General features: G+C 64.2%; 22 protein-coding genes. 10 read left to right on the forward strand and 12 right to left on the reverse strand.

Going from position 1 to position 17,471, the window contains the following annotated elements; translation table 11 throughout:
• Positions 1 to 16: 16 nt before the first annotated feature.
• The 3 genes from J7E80_RS13720 to J7E80_RS13730 are packed head-to-tail and all read left to right on the forward strand — an operon-like array spanning position 17 to position 3,657.
• Positions 17 to 1,402, forward strand: coding sequence for an acetyl-CoA C-acetyltransferase (locus tag J7E80_RS13720; RefSeq protein WP_215052438.1), 1,386 nt, complete (start codon positions 17 to 19; stop codon positions 1,400 to 1,402).
• 9 nt (positions 1,403 to 1,411) lie between these two features.
• Positions 1,412 to 2,749 carry a 3-oxoacyl-ACP reductase gene (locus tag J7E80_RS13725; RefSeq protein WP_215052439.1) on the forward strand — a complete coding sequence of 446 codons (1,338 nt, stop codon included), beginning with the start codon at positions 1,412 to 1,414 and terminating at the stop codon, positions 2,747 to 2,749.
• Positions 2,746 to 3,657, forward strand: a complete 912-nt coding sequence (locus J7E80_RS13730; protein WP_215052441.1) for a MaoC/PaaZ C-terminal domain-containing protein — start codon at positions 2,746 to 2,748, stop codon at positions 3,655 to 3,657. Before J7E80_RS13725 ends, J7E80_RS13730 begins: the two co-directional genes overlap by 4 nt.
• 25 nt (positions 3,658 to 3,682) lie before the next feature.
• Here J7E80_RS13730 and J7E80_RS13735 read toward each other — a convergent pair whose 3' ends face one another.
• The 3 genes from J7E80_RS13735 to J7E80_RS13745 all read right to left on the reverse strand — a co-directional run bounded on the left by J7E80_RS13735 (position 3,683) and on the right by J7E80_RS13745 (position 6,740).
• Positions 3,683 to 4,801, reverse strand: a complete 1,119-nt coding sequence (locus tag J7E80_RS13735; protein ID WP_215052443.1) for an aromatic acid exporter family protein — start codon at positions 4,799 to 4,801, stop codon at positions 3,683 to 3,685.
• Between the two features lie 103 nt (positions 4,802 to 4,904).
• The gene (locus tag J7E80_RS13740) at positions 4,905 to 5,966 is read right to left on the reverse strand and encodes a glutathione S-transferase family protein (RefSeq protein WP_215052444.1); all 1,062 of its coding nucleotides are present in this window, start codon (positions 5,964 to 5,966) and stop codon (positions 4,905 to 4,907) included.
• Positions 5,967 to 5,975: 9 nt separating this feature from the next.
• Positions 5,976 to 6,740: a M50 family metallopeptidase gene (locus J7E80_RS13745; protein WP_215052446.1), complete on the reverse strand. Its 765-nt coding sequence runs from the start codon at positions 6,738 to 6,740 to the stop codon at positions 5,976 to 5,978.
• Positions 6,741 to 6,892: 152 nt separating this feature from the next.
• Here J7E80_RS13745 and J7E80_RS13750 point away from each other — a divergent pair, with 152 nt between their 5' ends.
• Positions 6,893 to 7,357: a GatB/YqeY domain-containing protein gene (locus tag J7E80_RS13750; RefSeq protein ID WP_215052448.1), complete on the forward strand. Its 465-nt coding sequence runs from the start codon at positions 6,893 to 6,895 to the stop codon at positions 7,355 to 7,357.
• A gap of 79 nt (positions 7,358 to 7,436) precedes the next feature.
• Positions 7,437 to 7,634 (forward strand): hypothetical protein, encoded by a 198-nt coding sequence (locus tag J7E80_RS13755; RefSeq protein WP_215052450.1) that lies wholly within the window; start codon positions 7,437 to 7,439, stop codon positions 7,632 to 7,634.
• A gap of 70 nt (positions 7,635 to 7,704) precedes the next feature.
• Here the strand turns inward: J7E80_RS13755 and J7E80_RS13760 are convergent, their stop codons facing one another.
• Positions 7,705 to 7,905 carry a hypothetical protein gene (locus J7E80_RS13760; RefSeq protein ID WP_215052452.1) on the reverse strand — a complete coding sequence of 67 codons (201 nt, stop codon included), beginning with the start codon at positions 7,903 to 7,905 and terminating at the stop codon, positions 7,705 to 7,707.
• Positions 7,906 to 8,221: 316 nt separating this feature from the next.
• Here J7E80_RS13760 and J7E80_RS13765 point away from each other — a divergent pair, with 316 nt between their 5' ends.
• On the forward strand, positions 8,222 to 8,506 hold the full coding sequence (locus J7E80_RS13765) for a hypothetical protein (RefSeq protein ID WP_215052454.1): 285 nt from the start codon (positions 8,222 to 8,224) through the stop codon (positions 8,504 to 8,506).
• A 500-nt stretch (positions 8,507 to 9,006) separates the two neighbouring features.
• Complete coding sequence (locus tag J7E80_RS13770; RefSeq protein ID WP_215052456.1) at positions 9,007 to 9,426, forward strand: hypothetical protein; 420 nt, start codon at positions 9,007 to 9,009, stop codon at positions 9,424 to 9,426.
• A gap of 72 nt (positions 9,427 to 9,498) precedes the next feature.
• Here J7E80_RS13770 and J7E80_RS13775 read toward each other — a convergent pair whose 3' ends face one another.
• The 3 genes from J7E80_RS13775 to J7E80_RS13785 form a co-directional block, all read right to left on the reverse strand.
• On the reverse strand, positions 9,499 to 9,840 hold the full coding sequence (locus tag J7E80_RS13775) for a hypothetical protein (RefSeq protein ID WP_215052458.1): 342 nt from the start codon (positions 9,838 to 9,840) through the stop codon (positions 9,499 to 9,501).
• Between the two features lie 191 nt (positions 9,841 to 10,031).
• Positions 10,032 to 11,360, reverse strand: a complete 1,329-nt coding sequence (locus J7E80_RS13780) for a serine/threonine-protein kinase (protein WP_215052460.1) — start codon at positions 11,358 to 11,360, stop codon at positions 10,032 to 10,034.
• Between the two features lie 149 nt (positions 11,361 to 11,509).
• Positions 11,510 to 11,869 carry a hypothetical protein gene (locus tag J7E80_RS13785; RefSeq protein WP_215052461.1) on the reverse strand — a complete coding sequence of 120 codons (360 nt, stop codon included), beginning with the start codon at positions 11,867 to 11,869 and terminating at the stop codon, positions 11,510 to 11,512.
• Between the two features lie 694 nt (positions 11,870 to 12,563).
• On the opposite strand from J7E80_RS13785, the gene J7E80_RS13790 reads away from it, so the two are divergent.
• Positions 12,564 to 12,908: a hypothetical protein gene (locus tag J7E80_RS13790; RefSeq protein ID WP_215052463.1), complete on the forward strand. Its 345-nt coding sequence runs from the start codon at positions 12,564 to 12,566 to the stop codon at positions 12,906 to 12,908.
• Positions 12,909 to 12,921: 13 nt separating this feature from the next.
• Here the strand turns inward: J7E80_RS13790 and J7E80_RS13795 are convergent, their stop codons facing one another.
• The 4 genes from J7E80_RS13795 to J7E80_RS13810 form a co-directional block, all read right to left on the reverse strand.
• A complete protein-coding gene (locus tag J7E80_RS13795) occupies positions 12,922 to 13,221 on the reverse strand; it encodes an antibiotic biosynthesis monooxygenase family protein (RefSeq protein WP_215052465.1) in 300 nt (99 codons plus the stop codon).
• 112 nt (positions 13,222 to 13,333) lie between these two features.
• Positions 13,334 to 14,053 carry a hypothetical protein gene (locus J7E80_RS13800; RefSeq protein ID WP_215052467.1) on the reverse strand — a complete coding sequence of 240 codons (720 nt, stop codon included), beginning with the start codon at positions 14,051 to 14,053 and terminating at the stop codon, positions 13,334 to 13,336.
• 259 nt (positions 14,054 to 14,312) lie between these two features.
• Positions 14,313 to 14,495, reverse strand: a complete 183-nt coding sequence (locus J7E80_RS13805) for a hypothetical protein (RefSeq protein WP_215052469.1) — start codon at positions 14,493 to 14,495, stop codon at positions 14,313 to 14,315.
• Positions 14,492 to 15,004: a hypothetical protein gene (locus J7E80_RS13810; protein ID WP_215052471.1), complete on the reverse strand. Its 513-nt coding sequence runs from the start codon at positions 15,002 to 15,004 to the stop codon at positions 14,492 to 14,494. The genes J7E80_RS13805 and J7E80_RS13810 overlap by 4 nt, the downstream gene beginning before the upstream one ends.
• Positions 15,005 to 15,081: 77 nt before the next feature.
• Between J7E80_RS13810 and J7E80_RS13815 the strand changes: the two genes are divergently transcribed.
• Positions 15,082 to 15,594, forward strand: coding sequence for a hypothetical protein (locus J7E80_RS13815; protein ID WP_215052473.1), 513 nt, complete (start codon positions 15,082 to 15,084; stop codon positions 15,592 to 15,594).
• A gap of 403 nt (positions 15,595 to 15,997) precedes the next feature.
• Positions 15,998 to 16,402: a VOC family protein gene (locus J7E80_RS13820; RefSeq protein ID WP_215052475.1), complete on the forward strand. Its 405-nt coding sequence runs from the start codon at positions 15,998 to 16,000 to the stop codon at positions 16,400 to 16,402.
• Positions 16,403 to 16,519: 117 nt separating this feature from the next.
• Here J7E80_RS13820 and J7E80_RS13825 read toward each other — a convergent pair whose 3' ends face one another.
• Positions 16,520 to 17,299 carry an alpha/beta fold hydrolase gene (locus J7E80_RS13825; protein WP_215052477.1) on the reverse strand — a complete coding sequence of 260 codons (780 nt, stop codon included), beginning with the start codon at positions 17,297 to 17,299 and terminating at the stop codon, positions 16,520 to 16,522.
• Between the last annotated feature and the right edge of the window lie 172 nt (positions 17,300 to 17,471).

Here is a 17,471-nt window from a genome sequence, read left to right on the forward strand (position 1 = left end):
TCAAAGGAGACACCCCATGTCCGTCGATGGACAGTCAGTAACCGGACCACAAGGCGCCGTCAGCCCACAACCTGCGTTTTCACAGTCAGGACTCGGGAAGGCACAGACGCCTCGCCGCGCCGTGGTGGTCGGCGGCAACCGGATTCCCTTTGCCCGCACCGGAGGGGCATACACAAAGTCCTCCAACCAGGACATGCTCACGGCTGCTCTCGACGGGCTGATCGCGCGCTTCGGGCTGCAGGACGAGCGGATCGGCGAAGTCGCCGCGGGAGCCGTGCTCAAGCATTCGCGGGACTTCAACCTGACGCGCGAGGCTGTCCTGGGTTCCGCGCTCTCTGCAGAAACGCCTGCCTATGACCTGCAGCAGGCGTGCGCCACCGGGCTGGAGACCGTGCTGGGCCTCGCCAACAAAATCAAGCTCGGGCAGATTGAGTCCGCCATCGCCGGCGGTGTCGATTCCGCGTCCGATGCCCCCATTGCCGTCAGCGAGGGCCTCCGGGAAGTACTGCTTGACCTTAACCGTGCCAAGACGCTGCCGCAGCGCCTCCGGATCCTCGCCCGCTTGCGCCCCAAGGACCTTGCCCCTGACGCGCCGAACACGGGGGAGCCGCGGACCGGCCTGTCCATGGGGGAGCACCAGGCCGTGACCACTGGGCAGTGGAAGATCAGCCGCGAGGCCCAGGACGAAGTGGCCTACAACAGCCACCGCAACCTGGCAGCCGCCTATGACGCCGGGTTCTTCGATGACCTGCTCACGCCGTACCGGGGCCTCACCAGGGACTCGAACCTCCGGGCTGACACCACGCTTGAGAAGCTGGCCTCCCTGAAACCGGTCTTCGGCCGGAACCTTGGCTCGGAGGCGACGATGACGGCCGGCAACTCCACGCCCCTGACCGACGGCGCCTCGACGGTGCTTCTTGCGTCGGAGGAGTGGGCGGACCAGCACGATCTGCCCAAGCTCGCGGCCGTCGTCGACGGCGAGTCCGCCGCCGTGGATTTTGTACACGGGAAGGACGGGTTGCTGATGGCTCCTGCCTTCGCCGTGCCACGGCTGCTGGCGCGCAATGGCCTGACGCTCGACGATATCGATTACTTCGAGATCCATGAGGCATTTGCCGGGACAGTGCTGAGCACGCTGGCAGCCTGGGAGGACGAGGAATTCGGGCGCACCCGGCTCGGACTGGACGGAGCCTTTGGCAAGGTGGACCGAACCAGGCTCAACGTCAACGGATCATCGCTTGCAGCAGGCCACCCCTTCGCCGCCACCGGCGGCCGGATTGTGGCGACGCTGGCCAAGATGCTGCACGAGAAAGGCCAGGTTGACGGACGCCCGGCGCTCGGCCTCATTTCCGTCTGCGCTGCAGGCGGCCAGGGCGTCGTGGCGCTGCTGGAAGCACAGTAAGGGATTCTCATGACAGACATCTACTCGCGGCTGGTCAACAAGGGCCCGGGCCGGGACGTCGCCAAGAAACTCGGGCTGCCGCAGCCTGCCGTGCTCCGGCGCTACGAGCCGGGCCAGCCCCTCATCAACGGCCCTGTCCTGATAGAAGGGTCCAGCGCCGGCGCAGACGAGCTGGCGGCAGAGCTTCTCACATGGGACGTTGACGTGCGGCGGCATGCCGTTCCCCGGGAAAAGCTCGGCGGGATCGTGCTGGTCCTGGACAGCCTGGCGTCACCCGTTGACCTCGAAAAGCCGGTTCTGACGGTCGCATCCTCATTGCGCGACCTGGCTCCGAACGGTCGGGTGGTAACTGTTTCCCTCACTCCCGACGGCGGCAGTCCGGCCGCGGCTGCGGCCCGGCAGGGCGTCGACGGGTTGCTGCGCTCGCTGGCCAAGGAACTGCGCGCCGGCGCTACAGGCAACGGCATTCTCCTGGCCGACGGGGTGGGCACCACGGCGCCCACGGCGCTGGGCGCGCTCCGCTTCTTCCTCTCAGGCCGGTCCGCCTATGTGGATGGCCAGTTTGTGCGGGTCGGTTCGACGTCGGGAAAGCTCCCCGCCGACGACGAGAAACCGCTCGCCGGTAAGGTTGCCGTCGTCACCGGAGCCGCCAGAGGCATCGGCGCCGCCATTGCACGGACGCTGCACCGGGACGGAGCGACGGTGGTGGCGGTCGATATTCCGGCCGCAGGAGACCACCTCGCCGCCGTGGCCAACGACATCCGGGGAACGGCGTTGCAGCTCGACATCAGTCGGGACGACGCCGGTCCGCGGATCATTGAGCATGCCGTGGGGCGGCACGGACGGCTGGACATCCTGGTCCACAACGCGGGGATCACCAGGGACAAGCTGCTCGTCAATATGGACCACGGGCGCTGGAGCTCCGTGATCGGCGTGAATATCGCAGCGCAGCTGCGGATCAACGAAGCCCTGCTGGCGTCCGAGCATTTCCGCTCCGCTCCGAGGATCGTGTCACTGGCGTCAACCAGCGGCATCGCCGGCAACCGGGGCCAGACGAACTATGCCGCCTCCAAGGGTGGTGTCATCGGCATGGTGCGCGCCACGGCGCCCTTGCTCGCGGAACATGGCGGCTCGATCAACGCCGTGGCACCGGGGTTCATCGAAACGGAGATGACCGCTCGCATGCCGTTTGCGACACGCGAGATCGCACGGCGGCTCAATTCCCTGCAACAGGGCGGACGCCCGCAAGATGTTGCCGAGGCGATTGCCTTCCTCGCCAGCGACTCCGCCGGGGGCATCTCCGGCGAGGTGCTTCGGGTCTGCGGACAGCAACTGGTGGGAGCATGAACACCGGCCAGCCCATCATCCTGGGGGAGATGCCGTCCCTGTCCAAACTCTACGTCAACGCTGCTGCCGGGGCGGCCCGGCGCCGGATCCTCGGCTCCCCGGCTGAGGCGGCGCTGCCGCCCGTGGGCCACGAGGTGCGGGCAGTGCTGGCCGACGTCGCGAACCTCACCGCCTATCAGCATCTGGTCGGTGAAACGGCCAGCGACGTACTGCCCGCCGGATTCATCCACGCGTTGGCGTTCCCCGTTGCCATAAGCGTCATGAACCGCGACGACTTCCCCCTGCCGCTGCTCGGGATGATCCATCTGCGCAATGTTGTGGAGCACCGCAGCCCTGCGCTGTTCACCGAGCCGCTGGACATTACAGCCCGGGCCGAAAACCTCCGGGCCCACCGGTCTGGCACCCAGTTGGACGTCATCGCCGAGGTCCGTGGATCCGGTGAAGATACCGCCCGGTGGCGGGGCGTTTCCACCTACCTTGCCAAGGGCGTCTTCCTTCCCGGCATCGACAAGGCGTCGGCGACTGTGGAGGAGGAGGAGTTCACGGCTCCGGACCCGACAGCTGTCTGGCAGCTCGGCGTCGATGCAGGGCGGGCGTATGCAGCGGTGTCAGGCGACTTCAACCCGATCCATCTCAGCGTGCTGTCGGCGAAAGCCCTCGGGCTGCGGCGCTCGATCGCGCACGGCATGTACCTGGCGTCAAGGGCCTTGGCCGATGTTGGTGCCGCCAAGGGCGAGTCGTTCCGCTGGGACGTCAATTTTGCAGCACCGGTATTCCTTCCGGCACGGGTCGCCCTGGACATCTCCACGATCCAGGCGGAGGGAGGGGCCTGGCTGCGCTCGGACTATGTGGCGTGGAATCCGCGCTCCGGCCGAAAGCACTTCACCGGATCCGTAACGGTGCTGTAGTCCGGGACACCAGTAGTCCGGGACATCAGACCACGGGCCGCTGGGCTACCCGCAGTATGCGGTGCAGGCTCAGCAGAATGGATTCCGCGGCGCTGGGGGCATCGGCGTCAACGTCCTCAGAGGCGATCCGCGCCTCCAGGTGATCAACTGCAGCGTTGGCCGCCTCGATCAGCTCCGCCTGCCGGTCGGCGTCGTCCTCCGCCGCTGAGCGAATAACATCCCCGACGGCGGCCAGGGCTGTGGCTAGCGGCTCGCTGTACGGCAGGGGGATCGTGAACGGCATGTCCTTGTTCCAGATCACGTCGGCGAGCACCTCCGTCATGTCCTGGATGTGGAAAGTGATGCGCTCCAGGTCGCGGACGTTCCGGTAATCCAGATCCACGTCCCGCGGATGGAAACGGCGTCGGGGGTTGGCTTCCCTGCTCGCGTCAGCCTTCTCGACGGCTGCGCGGACGGACCTGGCCGATTTGGCCAGCTCTTCCGACCGGCGGGACCATTCTTCATGCTCGGGCGGCCACTTCTCATGTACGGCTGCTCCCATGTCAGTGAGCTGGCGTGCCAACGCCAGACGCAGTTCGGCCAGGCTGAGGGCGGCAGCGTTGAAATGGAGCGGCGGGAAAACAAGCAAGTTGACGATGACGCCCACGGCCACGCCGACGCCCATCTGAAGCAGGTAGCCGAACGAGAAGTCGTCCGGGTTATGTCCACCCACCAGCAGGACCAGCAGCGCCGCCGTCGGAATCCAGTCCCGGCCGGCTCCGAGGCGGGGGAGTCCGGCCAGCAGGACACCCAGCGCCATGACGACGCCAACGGTGAGCGGTGTGGCGCCGAAACTGATCAGCAGGAATGCCAGCCCGATTCCGGCGGCCAGCCCGACGAGGGTCTGCAGGCCCTGACGGATGGAGCCCGCCACATTTTCATACATGGCCACCAGGGCGCCGAGCGGGGCATAGTACGGATATTCAGCGGCAGACCCGGGCATGGACGGCGCGATCAGAAACGCGATACCTGCCGCCAGGCCTGCCTTGGCTGCCAGCTGTAGCCGCGGTGCCGCAAGGGCACGGGTCACTCTTGCCGCCGTCGCCCGCCAGATTTTGAGCGGTAACGGCCCTTGGGCGGCGGTGTCCTGCTTCGTGGTGCTCATCGGGCCACACTAGGGCGGCGCATCGATTTGCGACAAATGGACTAACCCCACGCAGGGTGCTGATCGGATCGGGTACGCGGTGTGGCGGCCAGTGCGAAATCGGTCAGCCGGCTCCGTGCCCGGGCGCTACTTCTTCCCCAGCCCGCACGGGGCCGGGAGGCGTGCCGTCACCGAAGGGACGTCCGCCCAAAGCGTCGCGACCGTGCGGGGTCAGCCAGCCGGACAGCTCGGGGCCGGCCGGGACGATGCCGGTTGGATTGATGTCCTCGTGAACGATGTAGTAGTGCTGCTTGATCTGCACGAAGTCGATGGTGTCTCCGAAACCGGGGGTCTGGAACAGATCCCTGGCGTAGGCCCAAAGGACCGGCATCTCGCTGAGTTTGTTGCGATTGCACTTGAAATGGCCATGGTAGACGGCGTCGAAGCGGGCAAGGGTTGTGAAGAGCCGGACGTCAGCCTCCGTGATGGAATCGCCCACGAGATACCGCTGGATCGCCAGCCGTTCCTCAAGCCAGTCCAGGGCCGCCCAAAGCCGGCCGTAGGCGGCGTCGTACGCCTCTTGGGACCCGGCGAAACCGCAACGGTAGACGCCGTTGTTCACCTCAGTGAAGACGCGCTTGTTGACGCGGTCGATCTCTTCGCGGAGATGTTCCGGATAGAGCTGCGGCGCACCGGCGCGGTGGAACTCACTCCACTCAGTGGAGAAGTCCAGCGTGATCTGGGGAAAGTTATTGGTCACTACGACGCCGCTCGCGATATCCACGACGGCCGGGACAGTAATGCCGCGCGGGTAGTCTGGAAACCGCCGAAAGTACGCCTCTTGCAGGCGTTCAATGCCGAGGACAGGGTCCTTTCCGTCCGGATCCAGGTCGAATGTCCAGGACCGGGCATCATGGGTGGGGCCGGGCTGGCCGAGGGAGATGACATCTTCGAGGCCCAGGAGCCGGCGGACGATCACAGTGCGGTTCGCCCAGGGGCAGGCGCGGGCCGCGATTAGCCGGTAGCGCCCCGGTTCCACCGGCCAGCCGGGTTCACCGTTGGGACCGGCCGCTCCGGTTTTCGTGATCCGGTCCTCGATGTAATTGGTGTCCCGGTTGAACTCGCCGCCGGTGACGTAGGCGCCCTTGGTGCTGTGTTCTTTCACTGTGCTGGACTTCTCGTTCATGGACCCAGACTATGTCCCAGCCGCGAAGACAAGCGACATCGGCTGCCAGGCCACGAGCCACGATGCTGCCACGACGACTGAGAAGAGCACTATCCAGACTCCCGAAGGAACAGCAGTGGCCCGGTAGAGGATGTAGGCATCCGATGTCGGCAGCTGATCGCGGCGGCGGAGGTGCACATTGGTGAGCTTGAGCAGGTCCCGCACGGCGGCTACGAGCAGGGCCAGCCCCAGGATGATCGCGACATGCGCGGTAAATACGGCTGGCACGGCGATGATGAGCGCGGCCGTGGCGAGGACCGCAGCAAGCAGAATAAAGACGCCGGCAACATTGCGGATGAACATCAAGGCCGCCAGCAGGATCAGCAGGCCGGCGGACATCGCAGCCGGCCCCCAGCCGTTGAAGCCTGACCATACCAGCGCGGCCCCCGTCAGCCCCGGCACAGGGTAGCCCCAAAATCCTGACCACACCGCGGCGAGCTTCCCCCGGGCATAGGAGGTGGTGGTGCCGGAATGGTTAAGCCTCAGCCTGATCCCGCCCAGCCGCTGGCCGCTGGTGAGCGCCGCAAAAGCGTGCCCCAGTTCGTGGGTCACCGTCGCGAACAGTCCGAAGTAGCGCCAGGTGGCGCCCGGCACAGAGAGGACGACGGCGACCAGGACCACCACAAGGAGTTCCGTCACGGTCACCACGGGAATGTCGGCCCGTGCGAAGCCGTCGACAAGGCGGCCCCACCATTGTTCGGGAAGGGACGGAACTGCTGCAACGAAATAGTTCATAGGGTTCAAGGCTACCGGCGGAAGCCGTGACGCCCGACCGGCCGTGTTCGCCTCTGTTTGGCTGACGGGGAAGTGCTTCCAGGGGCGCCGAGGGTGCACGATTGAACTACCAACCACCCAATGTGCAAGCGCTACGGCAGGACGAGGAAGACATGACTACATTGAAGGAACGCCTGCACGCTGACGTCGTCGCCCATATGAAGGACCGCAACAAGGTGGCTCTTACTACGGTGCGCAATGTGCTGGGTGAGATCGAGACCCGTGAGAAGTCGGGCAAGACACCAGTTGAGCTGGACGACGCGCAGGTCACTGCGCTGCTGCAGAAGGAGGCCGCCAAACGCCGCGACACGGCCCGTATCTACACGGAAGCGGGGGAGAGCGACCGCGCCGGGGCGGAAATCGCTGAGGCCGAAGTCATCGAGGCCTACCTGCCACAACCCCTCTCCGCTGCAGAAGTGGAAGCCATCGTCGATGAGGCCATTGCGGCACTGAAAGCTGACGGTGTTGAGCTCTCCATGAGGCAAATGGGCACGGTGATGAAGCCTGTCACTGCCAAGATCGCCGGACGTTTCGACGGCAAGGCGGTCAGTGAGATCGTCCGGACGCGCCTGGCCTAGGCGCTGGCAACGATTGAGGGTCGACCCGCAATCACATTGGGAGGAGTATTTAAGGACACCCACTGTAAGGAGGTCGGTGATGTGCTATTCATCGTGCGAGGGGTGGCGGTACTACAAGAAGGATCACGCCCGGGAGACCGAAGAGCGCCGGGAGACGAGGCCTGAAGAGGTCCCGGAGCCTCAGGTGCAGGCGGAGGAATCCAGGATGTGGGCCTACCTCGCCCAGCTGGAGAAAAGCGCGGCTGATAAGCCTGACCGCATCAGCGAAAGCGTTTAGGCACTGAACGTCGGAGGGCTCCGCGCATGCGGGGCCCTCCGACGTATTAATGCTGGTTCGGGATACCTGCTCAGATAAACGGATAGACCGGGAAGGTCGCAGGAAAAATCCGTGCTCTGCTCTCCGGCCCGGCGTTGTCCGTGTCACGCTCGACCGTCGCGCCGAAGGACGCCCCGAGCTCATCAGCCCCGGAGTTCTGGACTGTGGTGCGACTGTCCGCCGAGCCGTTCTCCGGCATGGTTGTCACCGAAAAGGTCACAGTGCTTGGCATTTTAGCTGGCCCCCTCTAGCCTCCAGCCGGGAACTTCGCCCAGGCCTTTGTCACAGAGTAACGCTTAACGGACCGTTAATTGATGGATTCATGAATTCGGTAATTCCTGGCCGGCGGCCAACCAGAGGGATGCCCAACGGCGCCCGCACTCCCCATACTCTTCTTGATAAGACGGGGATAGACTCCGCCCATGCCTACACGATGGTCAAGACTGGTCATTCTTGGATCGGCCGTGGCTTTGGCTACGGCGGTCAGTGCGTGCTCATCCTCCTCCTCCCCCCGCCTCATAACATCTGACGTACCGCAATTGAGCGGCATGGAAGCGCTTCTCCGAGGCACGTTGGCAGTTGACGACCAGGGCTGCGTTCACGCGAAGACGACCGGAGATTCGGTGACCACTCTCGTGTGGCCCAAGGGGTACACCGTCAAAGGCGATTCGAAGTCCTTCGAAGTCCTTGACGCCAGCAAGAACGTTGTGGCGCGTTCCGGATCGCCCCTTGCCGTCGGCGGTGGCGGTGCTGACTCGTTCCAGGACACGTGGACCGAACGCGACTGCGCCAAGGGCAGACTTTGGATGGTCGGGGCCATTGGAACGGGCTGACAGCGTAACTCGAAGGGGCGCCTGCCTCGGCTGCTGGCATGGATACACGGTCGAGCCCGTAACAGGGCACCTCACGTCAGGTCGTGACGTTCTCGGCCACTTGGCGTCGGTGCTGTTGGCAGTCCGGTTCGCCTCCTGCAGATTTGTCCTAGTCCTGGAAGCGATCGGCAAACGCAAGTCAAACAGAAAGCCTGATTCATTTACTGCATCGACTGGACATATCTCCCTCCGTTCCCCAAGGTGGATAAGGTGTCCGGCGTCATCCGGCGTCGGCAGATCGGAGAATCCTGCTGGGGAGACCATGGCCATTTTTGACAAAGGTGCCGACACGCTCGGAAACGTGAACAAGAAAGAACCTCCAGCTCTATTCCCCGAAGAACCCCGACAAAATCAACGATTTCGACAGCTATGAAAAGGTCAACTCCTGGAGCTTCCCGGGCGCCCATGGCATCCTCTCGGATCCACGCACCAAAAACGAGGTCTCCCAGGGAGTGCTCTGGGTGCTCGGCGACGGCAAGCTTGTCGGCTACAAGGTCAAGGGATCCGGCCAGAACACCGACCTCGACGTCTGGCGGGAAGTGTTCATCGACCATCCCGGCGCCAAGATGGGGCATGACCTCCAACCGGACTATACCAAGCCCGGCCACGTCCTGCTGACCGACAGCAAGGGCGTCTACAGCTACGACGTCAACAGCAACCGCCAGGTCATCGGTGAGCCGATCTGGGCCAAGGGGCGGGTCAAGTCCATCGCCCGGCACCCCACCACCAAGGAGTACGTCTGGGTGGTCGGGTCACCCGACACCGGTGAGATGGGCACAAAGGTCAGCATCGGCAAGGATCTAGGGGCGCCGACGGAGGAGCGCGGCTGGTCCGACGCGCGCTTCTACAAGGCCAGGATCTTCAGCCCCGCCTACGAATGACTGCTGGCAATGAGTAGGGTATCGGTATCCGGGGCAGTTCGGCCGGACCCGAAGCGGGCCAGGCATCGATCATCAGCCGTTGCCATGATCGTGGTCCTTTTTCTTCTCGGCTTCCTTTTCTGCCTCCTCCCGCTGCTTCTCGGCCTTCTCCTTTGCGTCCACTTTCTGGCCCTTTCCCTTGTTACGCGGAGGTTCAGCGGCAGGCGCTGATGTGGCAGGTTGGGGTTCCGCCGGGGTCAGGGCTGCCTCCATGTCAGCCCTGACTTTGCTGATAGACGCCTCGATCCGGGTCTTCCGGTCCAGCGACATCAGGCCCTGCTCCTCGGCTGTCCTCACTTTCTCGCTTAGTTGCTGAAGCTCAGCCAACGCCGCGGGGAAGTTCTGTTCTGCGGCGAGCCGTTTCGCTGCAGCCACGCGGGTCTGCAGTTCTCCAGCCGCCCCTTCATCCAGCTCGGGCGGAGTGGAGCACGCAGTGAGCAGTAAAGCTCCGAGACACACAGCCGCAACCCAGCAATGCGCTCTTCGCAAGGAACGCTTCCTCTGCCGAGGGGCGGCGGGTAGCACACCGGGATTCGTGCCCTGCACTTTGGCAGCTTCTCTTCGATTCATGGCGTGACGCTTTCTTCCAGTTCCTTGAAATGCTCGCCCATCTGCCCGGGAATAACGGGCTGCGGAGTTTCCACCGGCGCGGTGGCCGGTTGCTGGAGAGAAGGCAGCAGCACCACCGCAAGGACCAGAGTGAGAGCGGCTATGGCGGCAAGGACCCAGAGTCGGCGGCTGCCGATGTTGCCCAGCCTCCTCCAGAGGTTGGGCCCGTCCGGTTTCCCCTGCGCGGAGGCGGGTTTGTGCGCCGGTACCTGAGGGGCCGCTTGCCAAGCCGTGGCGTTGGTTATTTCGCTGGGCGCCAGGGCTGGCAGCCTGACGCCCCGTTCCCCCGCATCTTCACCGGATTCACGACTCTTGGGTCCGCCCACGTTCAGTACAAGGGTTTCCTGTGGAAGCGGTTGGGAGTCGGTTCCTGCCTCGCCTCTGCGTTCCGCCAACGTACTCCAGTCTCCGGCTATATGCAGTGCCGTTGCGATGCTTCCGGCGTCCGGTCTTTCCTGCGGATTTCGGGCGGTCATGGCGGTCAGCAACGATATCCACCGCGGACCCAGCGCATCAGGGATGTCCGGGGAACGGGAGAGCCGGGCCACCGCAGCTTCCAGCGGCGGTCCGGGAAATGCCACTCTCCCTGTGAGGACTTCCAGCAACACCAGGCCCAGTGAATAAATGTCTGCAGGCGGACCCGCCGGTTCTCCGTTAGCCTGTTCCGGGCTCAGGTAGGCGGCTGTACCAGGTACCACGTTGGTCGCGGTGACCCGGGCTCCGTCCAGCATCCGTGCGATGCCAAAGTCTGCGAGTTTAGGGCGCAATGGGGCATCAGTGGCGTATCGGGTCAGCAGGATATTCGCCGGCTTAACGTCCCGGTGCACCACACCGTGATGGTGGATGTACTGCAGTGCCTCACCCAGTTCCGCGCCCAGCCGAGCCGCTTCAGCCCCCGCCAGCGGTCCCGCCGCGAGATGGCGGCGAAGGTCGGTCCCATTGACCAGTTCCATCACCAGGAAGGGCACTTCCCTATGCCCCAGAAGCAGCGTCCCGGTATCGAACAGCGTGACCAGGCCATGGTGGTTCAGCCGGGCGAGCATCCGGGCTTCTATCTGTTGCCTTCCCAACTCCTCCGGGTCGGCGGCGTCAGCACGGAATATCTTCAGTGCAACCTCCCGGTCCAGTACCAGATCGCTCCCGCGGTAGACGCTCCCCATGCCGCCGTGGCCAAGAACTTCGCCGACCCTGTATCGCGCGCCCAGGACTGTTCCGGACACACCCGTCTCCGCTTCTTCCATCGCGCGGCCCTGCCTTCCGTTCAGCACCCACTCTAGCCACGTCACGGCCTTGCCCTGCCCACTCAAACAAGGAGACCGTCCGGCGGATTACGAGCAGATCCCGCCGCTCCATGAGCGGCCCCGGAACCGAGCGTCCCGTTCAGTGCCGCACGGTATCGTTCTGGTCACTTCGCTTCTCCCGCGGGTTTCCTGGCCTATTCCCGGGCCATCGGAGGAATGTGAGCGCCTCCCGGTTCTGTGAGCTGTATTTCGGTATCGACCCTGGTGACGGCGCACTGGAACTGGGCGTTGCAGGTCTGCAGCATGACCGTGGCGACTGCTGTTCCGGGATTGAAAGCCATCACGCGGGGGATGACCCTCACGGTGACCGTCTGGGCCTGTCGGGTGCAGCTCGCTTCTTCGTTTCCGAAGCCGTTGGCGATCCGTCCATCGCTGACTCTTTGGTTAACCTCCACAAAGGGAACCGCGAAGAGAAGGGTGGGGTCGCTGTCGCAGACGAATGTCAGAGGGACATCGACCGCGGCTCCGTCGGCAACGAGGGACCCGGGTCCCACGCTCACAAGCGTTGAAGGGGCTGCGTTAGCAGGTGGAGCGATGGCCGTCATTGCGAGGACGGCCATACATACGGCAGTGAGACGTGTTTTGGTGCCTAGCATCAGATTCTCCCTAGATGGAAACGTGGCGTCCCCGGGCCCAAAACGGGAGAGACCAAGTGTGGGCCTGGGCGACTGAAGTTATGGGGCATCGCCCGAGTCGGCAGCGCTGTTCGGCTGTGGATCACTCATCCATGGCAGGTCCCATCCTCAGAGAGCTGCTTGAGCAGAGGCCAAAATTACAGCTCTCATCCGGACTGGTGTCAAGGACCTATCAGTTACCCGAGGGCCGTATGGGAAGTTGCCATTTGTGGGCGCGCGAAACGCATGGCATGAGGCTGAGTTTTTCGAAGCGACGCCGAGCGCTCGCGGCCCGCACTGTCGAATCCGGTTGCTCGGAGGCTTTCGGGTTTCCGTGGGTTCGCGGGATATCCCGGATGGCGAGTGGCGTTTGCGTAAGGCCAAGGCCCGAGATCGAAAGGCTGGGTGATGTGGGCGACGAGGATCCGCGGCTCGGAAAGATATTCGAATTCCACTGCTGCATCGGTGAGTACCATCTGTATGGGGACGGGCTGTGCGAGACGGTCGAAGACTAAGCCCGCGACACGCTGGCGCTGGCCATTGGCCGAGGTGCCCGCCATGCTCAGGCGTTCGCTTGGCGCCTGCTAGGGGAATCACTCCTGTTGCAGGGCGCTGGGATGCGGCAGCGGGACGCCTGGAGCACAGCACGGAATTGTACGCTGACCTCGATGCCCGTTCCGGTGTGCTGCCCTGGCAGAGGCTCGGCGAGCTCGCGGTAATGCTAGGCGATAGCACCGCGGCGGCGGCGTACCTGCGTCACGGGATGGCGATCGCCGTGGTGTCGCCCTTGGCCCGGCACGTCTGGGGTCGGCTGTATGCGACAGCGGCGTTGGACGCGCTGGAGCGCCGCGATCCGGTCGAGGCAGTCCGCATAGTCCAGTCCGCGGCGGCGGCCGCGGTGCGAGCCGGCGTCGAGTAGTAAAGCCGATGCGTTACACGGTCGCTACCCGGTCGAAATCAGCACCGCTCATGTGCTCGCACAGCGCCATGCAGGCATCGAAGTGGCTCATGAACTCCGGGTTCTGCTTCCACGCGTCCCGGGACGCCTCGTCGGTCCACTCCGCAAACGACACATAATGACCGGGGACACGTCGGTCACGAATGAGGTTCGCCACCACGATCGACGGGTAGTTCGCCCGGGACCACTGAAGGAACTCCGTCCAGCGGTCTATAAACTCCTGATCGTTGCCCTGTTTCACCTGCCAGGTTCCTGAGGCATAGTGGTCTGCCATTGGTGTCAACTCCTTTCAGATTTCAGGCTTTAACGGTAGGTCGAGCCCGTTCCCCAAGCGTTCCTTGATTCGCGTTGGCAGCAGGTGGGCGTGCCGACCCTGGTTTGTCTGTTCAGCCTTGGAGGGCGTCCACAGCCTTGGCCGCCGTCGTGATGCTGTCCCAGCCGCGCCGCCCGGCCGTCACCGTTCTGCGGTCCAGGGCCACGCCATTATTCTGCAGGATGGCAACCAGGGTGGCGTTGACGACGTCGTCCCGAAGCTCGTTCAGCCAGGCACCGCGAATGTTCGGCATCACCGGAACCCGTGAGCGGACGGTGACGAAGTGGCCGCCGACGAAGGCCGCAGCAATGCACACCGCTCCGGTCAGGACGAGCTTCACAATGTCGTCACGGCTGGTAGCAACAACGAACGCAGGCGGGGCGATGAGGGCCAGCATCAGGCCCAGCCGCAGGAACAGGACCTCCTTGGCGGATCCCAAGGCCCTTCGTCGCTGCGCAGTGGCGGCGAGATACGTGTCCCTGACCGTCTGCGCCTTGAGGCGCCACTGCCGCTGTGATCCCAGGTGAAGTTTGACCAAGGCACATGCCGCGGCCAGTGCCTCAGGGTGCTCCGTCCTGAGGGCCTCCACCAAGGGATCCTTCTTATCGGCCCAGGAACTGGTCAGCCTGCGATCGATGGCTGCCGCGAGGTGGTCGAGGCCGAGGCGTGCTGCTGCGTCCGCGGTTTCCTCGGCCCGCTGTGCTGATGCGGGTGCTGTTGGCTGTGATGTGTCTCCGTCATGTCGGGCACCATAGCGTGGCGCCCCGTCGACGAGCTGATATTCGTTGCTCATTGTCTTCCCCATATCGAGGTCCGGCGGCTCTGCCGGTCCGCCAATCATTGTGCACGGTGCCGGGACGGCAGTCCGTTTTGTTACGGCTGTGCGTGGTTATGCGCAGTTCCTGCACCAGGGAGGTGACGTAGCAGGAGAACAGGCCGCCATGAAAATCATTCAGGCGCAGCACAAAGAGCAGGCAAAGCCTGCCTGGTGGACGTCCCGCGGAATGATTATGGGCATGACAAATCACACCCGGCACATGGCCGTAAGTGACTTAGAAGCTCTCTTTTGCGAGGGCCTTGGTCTTCGGCGGCGTCGGTCGGCCGAGACGTTCATCGAGGGCGACGCGCAGCTTTGCGGCCGCTACCTGAACCCGGTGATCCGCCGCGGCGCTCTTCTTGGGGGAGATGTGGCGGCCAGTGCGGACATTCTTGTGTTCCGGCGTACTGGTGCTCACTTTCTACCCTCCTCGCTGTCGTCGCTGGTCGTTCCATTGTCGCCTATGTTGTCATCCGAGTCCATGAAGCCTGCGTCGTCGGCGGGCTCCAGCTCGTCGTCGCTGTCGTCCTCTCCGTTGACGGCCTGCCACGCAATGTCGAGCAGCTCGAGCTCTTCCGTCCGGGCCAGCTCACTCCGGGTAAGCACTGCCAGCGTGGCGAGGCCGAGCGCCTTCGTGTTCTTATCCTTGGCCAGTGCCTGATCCAGGGCCCACTGGGTCCGCTTCCACCATTCGGCCCTGCTGTCCGCATCGGTCTTCTGCTTCAGGGCATTCGTGTCAGCCTCACGGGCCAGGGCCAGGGCGTCGGCCGTGGTCCGCTGCCGGAGAGTGCTCCAGCCGATGAGCGCCGCGAGGATGGCACCAAGGAGTACAGCCAAGGGACCCAGGGCGGCAAGGACTTGCCACCATTCGGCCGCGCCGGTATCCACGATGTTATGGACGGGGCTGGGGGATGGGGTCGGATTCACTGGACCAGCTTAGGACGTGGCATAGATGTGTCCCGGCGTTTCGGGTTCCTGCTCGCCGCCCGTGCCATGATGGGCCCATGAAGCGCGTGCTGCTGTCCGTCCCGCTTATTGTGATGCTCGCCTCCGGAACAGCAGGCTGCTCACACCCCAACGCGTGTCCGGCCATCGGGTGGAGCAACTCCGCCACCGTGATCCTCCAAGGCCCGGTGGAGACAGTGGGCTCCGTCGAATTCTGCGCAGACGGAACCTGCTCCGTACCGGCGCCGAAGCCGACCACCGCCCCGAAAGCGACGGTTAAGCCTGAAGCATCCTTCGTTCCCGGCCAGGCAAGTCCCGGTGCGCCTGCAGCACGAGGCACACCCGTTTCGACATCAAAATACGGCCCGTATTTGGGCCGGAAAGTTGACGACAGCACCTGGCAGTTCAACACCACCATGAGCGCACCGAAAAAGGCCACTGTACGCGCGATGTCCGCCAGCGGAGAGGTTCTTGCCGAACGGGACGTGGATCTGGCATGGACTCGCGTCGGAGGAAGTGAACAATGCGGCGGTCCGGCAACAGCCGGTCCGATCACCCTGTCACTTCGATAGCCGGCAAGATCATCGCCTCCGGGGCAATCTCCGCGTGGGTGGAACTCGGCGCCCCTGCCCGGTAAGGGCATGCACGTCCGCACCGACACCGCGTACTAAACGGCATCGCTTATGGCGTGGCTCCTCAATCTATGTCTTCGTTTGTGTAGGTCCTTCTGTAGGACCATCCGCCGGGGCTGACCGAGACCCGCACGCAACTAGGGCGAAGCGGGCCGCTTTCTGCCTGCGGTATCACAGTCGTCACTCTATCGATAGGAACGGCGTGAAAAGGCGAACTCAACCAAGACGACTTTTCAGTGAGCACCCCGTCTTGGGATTCTGCCCGCGGGCGCATCGGATTCAAGGCGCGTTGACAGGCTGCGATGTGGCGCGTATTGCTGATCGCAGAGCAGGGAGGTTCCTCATGGCAACGGTAAGCGTGCGCTACATCGTTGATGATGTCGATGCCGCAGTCAACTTCTACCGGGAACATCTGGCATTCACGCTAGTCATGCATCCCGCCCCGGCTTTTGCCATGCTCGACCGCGGCGATCTGAGGCTGCTGCTCAGCGCTCCGAGCGGCCAAGCCGGAGGAGGCCAGAGCATGCCCGACGGCACCAGTCCCGCGCCGGGCGGTTGGAATCGGTTCACGCTGGAGGTGTCCGACCTCGCGGCAACCGTGCGGACCCTCCGCGACGCAGGCGTGAAGTTCCGAAATGACACCGTGACAGGTGTGGGCGGAAAACAGGTACTGATCGAAGATCCCTCGGGCAATCCGATCGAACTATTCGAGCCGATTATTCCCGAGGCGCGGCTTGCCGCATCCTGATTCCCAATGGCGGCGGGCCCCAGAACGGGCCCCGCGACGAGATTCTCAGCTCATGTGAACTGCACCGTCGAAAGGTGCTGCGGCACTTACCCAACCCCAGGCTTCACAGGGTGGGAATCAACTGACGGCTGCATGGTCCCTTCTTTCGGCCCAGGACCAGTGCTCGCGCAACAATCCGGCGAGCCGTTTGGGTTCAATCCGGTGAGGGGGGTCGAAGTGGTGGCGCTCCTCGAAGACTTCGAGGCGGAAGTCCAGGAATGCCGTGGACAGGCGCTGAGCAATCTCGCCGTAGTCGTCCGGGTTGCTCAGGGCGCCGAGGGCGAAGAAGACCGGCCGGTCGAACTTGGCCAGCCGTCCGCGGTCCAGGTCGTATGTTTTGAAGGTCTCAAGGAAGGCCTTGATCCCGGCCGGACGCTTGGCCATCCAAGGTGGCGGGGGACCCGGCGGCGGTGGCGGAAGCACGACGTCGGGCTTCACTCCCAGCCTCGTGAATGCAGGCATGAACTGCCGGGGAGGCAACGTCTCCAGCTGCTCGGACTTCTTCCAGAACTCGGCATGCGCAGGACTCCAGTCCCAGCTTCCGGCCCACGCGGGCTCAAGCAGGGCAAGGCTGAGCAGGCGTTCGGGGTGCTTGGCGGCAAAGGCCAGTGACACTGCCCCGCCGCCGGAATAACCGAGCAGATGAAACGCCTCCCAGCCGCGGACGTCGGCTTCGCGGAGAACGCCATCGATCTCCGTATCCAGGCTCCAACCTGGCGGTGGTTCGTCGCCGGCATAGAGTTCCAAGTCTTTGGCGACGGCCTGGATGTCCGGTCCAAAGGCCTCGATCAGCGTGTCGTAGGCAGGTTGGGCGGGGAGCACGCTCCCGGGAAGCAGGATGGCCCGGATTGGTCGCATGGCAGAACCATACGCCCGCGCTGGCGCGGGCTACAGCCCGGCAAACACCCGCACCCTTATCCACCAAACGGCTCCCGGGAGTGCTATACATAGCTCAAGTTCAACGCTGTTCCTGCGGCACCGCGAGGTTCCGCCGGAAGGGGCTATTCCGATCAACCGGGCGGCGCCCGGA

Origin of the sequence: Arthrobacter sp. ISL-28 (assembly GCF_018613875.1) — a bacterium.
Lineage (GTDB): Bacteria > Actinomycetota > Actinomycetes > Actinomycetales > Micrococcaceae > Arthrobacter.